General features: G+C 45.9%; 5 protein-coding genes. All 5 read left to right on the forward strand.

The features are described from left to right. Positions 1 to 52: 52 nt before the first annotated feature. A complete protein-coding gene (locus tag F6K37_RS32510) occupies positions 53 to 673 on the forward strand; it encodes a glutathione S-transferase family protein (RefSeq protein ID WP_502887792.1) in 621 nt (206 codons plus the stop codon). Between the two features lie 91 nt (positions 674 to 764). Beyond that, positions 765 to 1,082, forward strand: coding sequence for a hypothetical protein (locus F6K37_RS32515; RefSeq protein WP_287254765.1), 318 nt, complete (start codon positions 765 to 767; stop codon positions 1,080 to 1,082). Positions 1,083 to 1,459: 377 nt separating this feature from the next. Beyond that, positions 1,460 to 1,876 (forward strand): helix-turn-helix domain-containing protein, encoded by a 417-nt coding sequence (locus F6K37_RS32520; protein ID WP_008183917.1) that lies wholly within the window; start codon positions 1,460 to 1,462, stop codon positions 1,874 to 1,876. A gap of 16 nt (positions 1,877 to 1,892) precedes the next feature. Continuing rightward, on the forward strand, positions 1,893 to 2,120 hold the full coding sequence (locus F6K37_RS32525; protein ID WP_044493093.1) for a hypothetical protein: 228 nt from the start codon (positions 1,893 to 1,895) through the stop codon (positions 2,118 to 2,120). A gap of 319 nt (positions 2,121 to 2,439) precedes the next feature. Then, the coding region (locus tag F6K37_RS32530; RefSeq protein ID WP_287254769.1) for a two-partner secretion domain-containing protein at positions 2,440 to 4,669 on the forward strand (2,230 nt) is incomplete at its 3' end.

Genomic DNA, 4,669 nt, shown 5'->3' on the forward strand with positions numbered 1-4,669 from the left:
TGGGCAAAGTGCATTTAATACTTCTAAGGTAAACGAATCTAGATCTATAACAATGTCTTATCCTACTCAAGAGTCAGAATTCAGTAGTCATGACAATTTTGAAGTCAGTCAATCATCTGCACAACTACTTTATGGTGCTCTTCGGAGCCGAGCTGCGATTGTGCAGTGGTATCTTGAGGAGTTGGGAGTGCCCTATAAGTATATCTTGCTGGATATGAAAGCTGGAGAGCATAAACAGCCGGAATACTTGTCGATTAATCCAATGGGGAAAGTGCCAGCAATTGTAGATGGGGACTTCAAACTTTGGGAGTCGGGAGCGATTTTGGTTTACTTAGCTAATAAGTATGGAGAAACCCCTAGTTCTCTGGAAGAACAGTCGGAGATTTTGCAGTGGGTTTTGTTTGCTAATGCTACTTTAGGACTAGAATTGTTTTTGGACGATAGACGGGAGAAAGAAACTTCCAGTTTGTTGAAGCCACTAAATGAACTATTAACGGATAAACCGTTTTTGTTAGGGGATAATTTAAGTGTGGCGGATATTGCAGTAGGCTCTTATTTAGCTTATGCCAAAATACTGGTAAATTTGGATTTGAAAGAGTATCCAGCTATTGCTGATTATGTGATGCGTTTGTCTCAACGTCCAGCTTTTAGAGAAACTATTGGTAATCGGTAATCGGGAGTGGGGAGATGGGGAGATGGGGAGATGGGGAGATGGGGAGATGGGGAGATCGGAACAGTAACGAGAATTGTATTAGTTGTATTTGGTGCGATCGCATACCGGTTCTCTGCGATGTGCCGCAGGCACCGCTACGCGATCGCATACCGGTTCTCTGCGATGTGCCGCAGGCACCGCTACGCGATCGCATACTGGTTCTGTAAACGCGATGTGCCGCAGGCACCGCTACGCGATCGCATACTGGTTCTGTAAACGCGATCGCATACCGGTTCTCTGCGATGTGCCGCAGGCACCGCTACGCGATCGCAATATGGGCTGCTCATCAGTGCGTCAGTGCAACAGTTTTCTGACCCCTTTTCCCACTAAAACCACACTTACAACCTTTACAACTTTTACCACCCTCTAGCTAGAGATAGTGTCAGTGCAACAGTTTTTGTGACCCTTTAAACTTTTTCCTCTCTTACCACCCTTAAAACCCCTAAACTCAGATATAGCAGTCGCCAGGGCAGTTAGGACATGACAAAAGTCTCAAAGCTAAGTATAGCAATAGTTTTACTTCTGACTTCTGACTTCTGCTATAGCGTTAATGCAACAGTTTTTCTAACCCCTCTTACCACCCTTACCACTCTCTAGCTAAAGATAGTGTCAATGTCTTGATGCAATAGCGAGTGGGGGAAACCCCCAAGACCGCGCTGCATCGCTGCAATAGTTTTTCTAACCCCTTGCATTTTATGAGAATTTGTGTTAAGTTAACAGTAACGTTAAAGCAATGGTTTTGCTGCCATGATGATTTCTACCGCCCAAGCCGCTGAATTACTAGGTGTTTCTGCCACTCGCGTCCGTTTCCTGCTGAGCAAAGGCAGAGTGAAGGGGGCTTATAAGGTGGGTAGGACTTGGGTGATTCCTCTGTTTGATGGTATGCCGGTGGTCACTCCTGGTACTCGCGGACCGAAGCGGAATTGGTCAAAGCGCACGGAGTACACTAAGGCTGTGATTCACGTTAATCAGAAGGTAATTCGCCAAAATCTCAAGAGCGGGGAGCGCAACCCTGTGATCACGGTGAAACGGGGTTCTAAAAATACTTACGGTCATACGGTAGAAGTCAATGGCCCCTGTCGGGTGATGTATCGTCCAGATGATCCATTAAAATGTGGGGCTAGGGTGTGGATTGAGACGATTTCTGATTATAAGGTGAGCTAAGGATTCAGCTTGTAGGGTGGGCAAAAACAGTTTGGTGATTTTGATTGGTCACTACATGATTACGTTGCCCACCCTACCCTACTCTACTTTGAGTAGGGTGGGCAAAAACAGTTTGGTGATTTTGATTGGTCACTACATGATTACGTTGCCCACCCTACCCTACTTATGGGCTATCGGCAAGTCAGCTAAGGATTCAGCTTGTAGGGTGGGCAAAAACAGTTTGCTTCTTTTGATTGGTCACTAAATGATTACGTTGCCCACCCTACCCTACTTATGGGCTATCGGCAAGCTAAGGGAACAGCTTTTGAATAAAACAGGTAAGCAAAAGTTTAATCTGAGTAAAGTCACAGCGCTTGTGGCATGTGCCAAAAAGCTGTTCGCCCAGGGTGAGCCTTTAGCTGACGGCTGACAGCTGACGGCTGAATGCTTACGGAAAAACCGTTTGCTTGTTTTGATTCGTCACGAATAGATTACTTTGCCCACCCTACCTAATAAAACTTAACAGAATCAACAGGTATTTTATGAAATAATCCCAGACATCGGGAGCATTTTGATTGATTAACATGAAAGCTGTGGTTTACGGACTTCTGCAAGCAAGTCCCTTTGTTCTGTGTTCTCTACTGGCTGCAACTACCGCATTAGGGCAAATTACTCCAGATAATACCCTCGGTAATGAACGGTCTGTGGTAACGCCCAATGTGACTATTAAGGGTGCCCTAGCAGATTTAATTGAAGGTGGCGCGATTAGAGACAGTAATCTCTTCCACAGCTTTTCAGATTTTAATGTGGGTGAGATGGGACGGGTTTATTTTGCTAATCCGGCTGGAATTGAGAACATCCTGAGTCGGGTAACTGGAGGTAATGTTTCCAATATTTTAGGGACTCTGGGAGTGTTGGGAAATGCTAACTTATTTCTGATAAATCCCAACGGTATTGTCTTTGGTCCCAATAGCAGCCTAGATTTGGGAGGCTCATTTTTTGGGAGTACTGCCAACAGCGTGGTGTTTGACAATGGTTTTCAATTCAGCGCCACCAACCCAGATGCTCCACCTCTGTTAACGATTAAGGGGCCTCTTGGTTTGCAATATGGAGAAAACTCAGGCAGTATTAGGGCACAAGGAATTAGTGGTTTCCAGAGTTTCTTTCAAGGACTAGGGCTAAGAGTGCAACCTGGTAAAACTTTAGCTCTTGTAGGAAGGGATATTACCTTAGAAGGATTTTTTCTAGAAGCACGAGGTGGTCGGATTGAACTGGGTAGTGTTGCTGGTCCAGGTCTAGTAAGTTTGACACCAAAAGGGAAAGGTTGGGTTTTGGGATACGAAGGTATTGAGAACTTTCGGGATATCGGAATACTGAGGTCTTTTATCAGTACCAGCGTTGAAGAACAAAATGACCTGGCTGCCCAAGACAGCGACGGAGCAATTTCCATCCGGGGTTCACAGTTAGATATTGGTAGAACCTCTACCGTTAGAGCAAGCACATTCACCTCATTACCCGGTGGAGATATAAACATCGATGTTCGTCAGTTGACCCTTAGGGATGGAGCAAGCGTATTAAGTAACGCTTTTGACGAGGGCAAGGCAGGAAACGTGACTGTGAATGCTTCTGAGTCTGTGAAATTGATTGATGGGTTGATTCGACCTCGATTTCCAATTCCTAGCACCCTCTCTACTTCAACTTTCGGTGCGGGAGATGGGGGAGACATTCTGATTAACACTGACTTTTTTTTGCTTCAGAATGGAGGACAAGTTACTACTAACACTTTTGGTCAAGGGGACGGGGGAAATTTGATTGTAGATGCGGACTCTACTGTTCAAGTGATTGGTACCTCAGCCTCGGGTGGGTTGGGCAGCGGCTTGAAAGCTGAAACTTTTCGGACAGGAAATTCCGGAGATCTGAGTATTACCACTGGGGAGTTAATCGTCTCTGATGGAGCACAAGTTTTAGCTAGCCCAATCGGTGAAGGGGACGGGGGAAATTTGACAGTGGATGCCTCCGAAAAGGTTCAAGTGATTGGTACCTCAGCCTCGGGTCGGTTTCCTAGCGCCTTGTCTACTCAAACTCCAGGCACAGGAAAAGCGGGAAATTTGAAGATTACCACTGGGGAGTTAATGGTCTCTGATGGAGCACAAGTTGCAGCTGGCACTTTTGGTGAAGGGGAAGGGGGAGAGTTGATTGTGGATACCTCCTCTACAGTTCAAGTGATTGGCACCTCAGCCTCGGGTCGGATTGTCAGCGGCTTGTTTACTCAAACTGAAGGGACAGGAAAAGCCAGAGATGTGAAGATTACCACTGGGGAGTTAATTGTTTCTGATGGCGCAGCTGTTTCAGCTAGCACTTTTGGTCTTGGGAACGGGGGAAATTTGACAGTGGATGCTTCCTCTACGGTTCAAGTGATTGGTACCTCAGCCTCGGGTGGGTTTGTCAGCGGCTTGTCTACTCAAGGTAATCCCGGAGCAACAGGAAATGCGGGAGATTTGAAGATTACTACTGGGAAGTTAATTGTCTCTGATGGAGCAAGAGTTTCAGCTAGCACTTTTGGTCTTGGGAACGCGGGGAACTTGAGTTTCAATACCTCCTCTACTGTTCAACCCATTGGTAATTTTACCTCAGCCGATGGTCGGTTTAATCGGGGAATCACACCAGATGCAGGAAATTTGTTGGAAATTACCACTGGGCAGTTAATTGTCTCTGATGGACCGGTTAGTGCTAGAAGCTTTGAACAGGAGAATTCAGCAGGGGAGGTAAAGATTAATGCCAACTCTATCTTCCTTAACAACAATGGAATCATCG

The sequence above is a fragment of the Moorena sp. SIO4E2 genome (assembly GCF_010671945.1).
Classification (GTDB): Bacteria; Cyanobacteriota; Cyanobacteriia; order Cyanobacteriales; family Coleofasciculaceae; genus Moorena; species Moorena producens.

Excerpts from the sequence above, each read along its gene's own strand:
- F6K37_RS32510 (WP_502887792.1), top strand. The coding sequence starts at position 53 with ATGTCTTATCCTACTCAAGAGTCAGAATTCAGTAGTCATGACAATTTT.
- F6K37_RS32520 (WP_008183917.1), top strand. The coding sequence starts at position 1,460 with ATGATGATTTCTACCGCCCAAGCCGCTGAATTACTAGGTGTTTCTGCC.